We start from the raw sequence: 1,135 nt of genomic DNA, 5'->3' as shown, positions 1-1,135 counted from the left end.
TGCTGGCGCAGGTTGTTGGTGATCCGGGTGGGTTGGTGGGTTTGGTGTCGGTGGTGTCGGGGGTGGAGTGGGGTGGGTTGGTGGGGTTGGGTGTTGGTCCGGTTGTGGATGGTGGCGGGTTGGGGTTGGTGTCGGGGTTGTTTGAGGGTGTGGTGGGGCGGGTTCCGGGTGGGGTGGCGGTGGTGGCGGAGGAGGGGGTGTTGTCGTTTGGGGAGTTGGGTGGTCGGGTTGGTCGGTTGGCGTGGTTGTTGCGGGGGTTGGGGGTTGGTGGGGAGTCGGTGGTGGGGGTGTGTTTGCCGCGGGGGTTGGATTTGGTGGTGGCGGTGTTGGCGGTGTTGCGGGCGGGTGGGGTGTATTTGCCGGTTGAGGTGGATGATCCGGTGTCGCGGGTGGGGTTTGTGTTGGGGGATGCGGGTGCGGTGGTGGTGATTTCTGCGGGGCGGTGGCGTGGGGTGGTGGATGGTTCGGGGTGGTCGGGTCCGGTGGTGTGGATGGATGATGCGGGGACGGTGGAGGCGTTGGGTGGGGGTGTGCCGGTGGCGGCGCCGGTGGAGGTGTGGGGTGAGTCGTTGGCGTATGTGTTGTACACGTCGGGGTCGACGGGGGTGCCGAAGGGGGTGTTGGGGCGGCATGCGGGGTTGGCGAATCGGTTGGCGTGGATGGGGTCGGGTCAGGGGGTGGGGTCGGGGGACCGGTTTTTGTTGAAGACGCCGATTTCGTTTGATGTGTCGTTGTGGGAGTTGTTGTGTCCGTTGACGATCGGTGCGACGTTGGTGGTGGCGAGGCCGGGTGGGCATCGTGATCCGGGTTATCTTGCCGGGTTGATGGCCCGGGAGGGGGTCACGGTCGTCCATTTCGTGCCGTCGATGCTGCGGGCGTTCCTGGCTGTGGTGGATGGTCCGGTCGGGGGTGGGTTGCGGCGGCTGGTGTGTAGCGGTGAGGTGTTGCCGGGTCCGGTCGCGGCTGCGGCTGTGGAGCGGCTGGGTGTGGTGGTGGACAACTTGTACGGCCCGACCGAGGCCGCTATCGACGCCACCGCCGCCACCGATCTCGCCACCGATCCCGTCACCGATCCCGCCGGTTGGGTGCCGTCGATTGGGGTGCCGATCGCCAACGTCCGCGTCTACGTCGTCGA

General features: G+C 67.0%; 1 protein-coding gene. It reads left to right on the top strand.

Annotated features, from left to right (window positions below; all coding sequences use genetic code 11):
- Positions 1-35: 35 nt before the first annotated feature.
- Positions 36-1,135 (top strand): AMP-binding protein (locus tag Vau01_RS62985; protein ID WP_204015474.1); only part of this gene is annotated, 1,100 nt, incomplete at its 3' end.

This window comes from Virgisporangium aurantiacum, from assembly GCF_016863635.1.
Lineage (GTDB): Bacteria > Actinomycetota > Actinomycetes > Mycobacteriales > Micromonosporaceae > Virgisporangium > Virgisporangium aurantiacum.
Note: the sequence above shows the minus strand (reverse complement) of the source record. Positions and strands in the feature narration are given on the sequence as shown.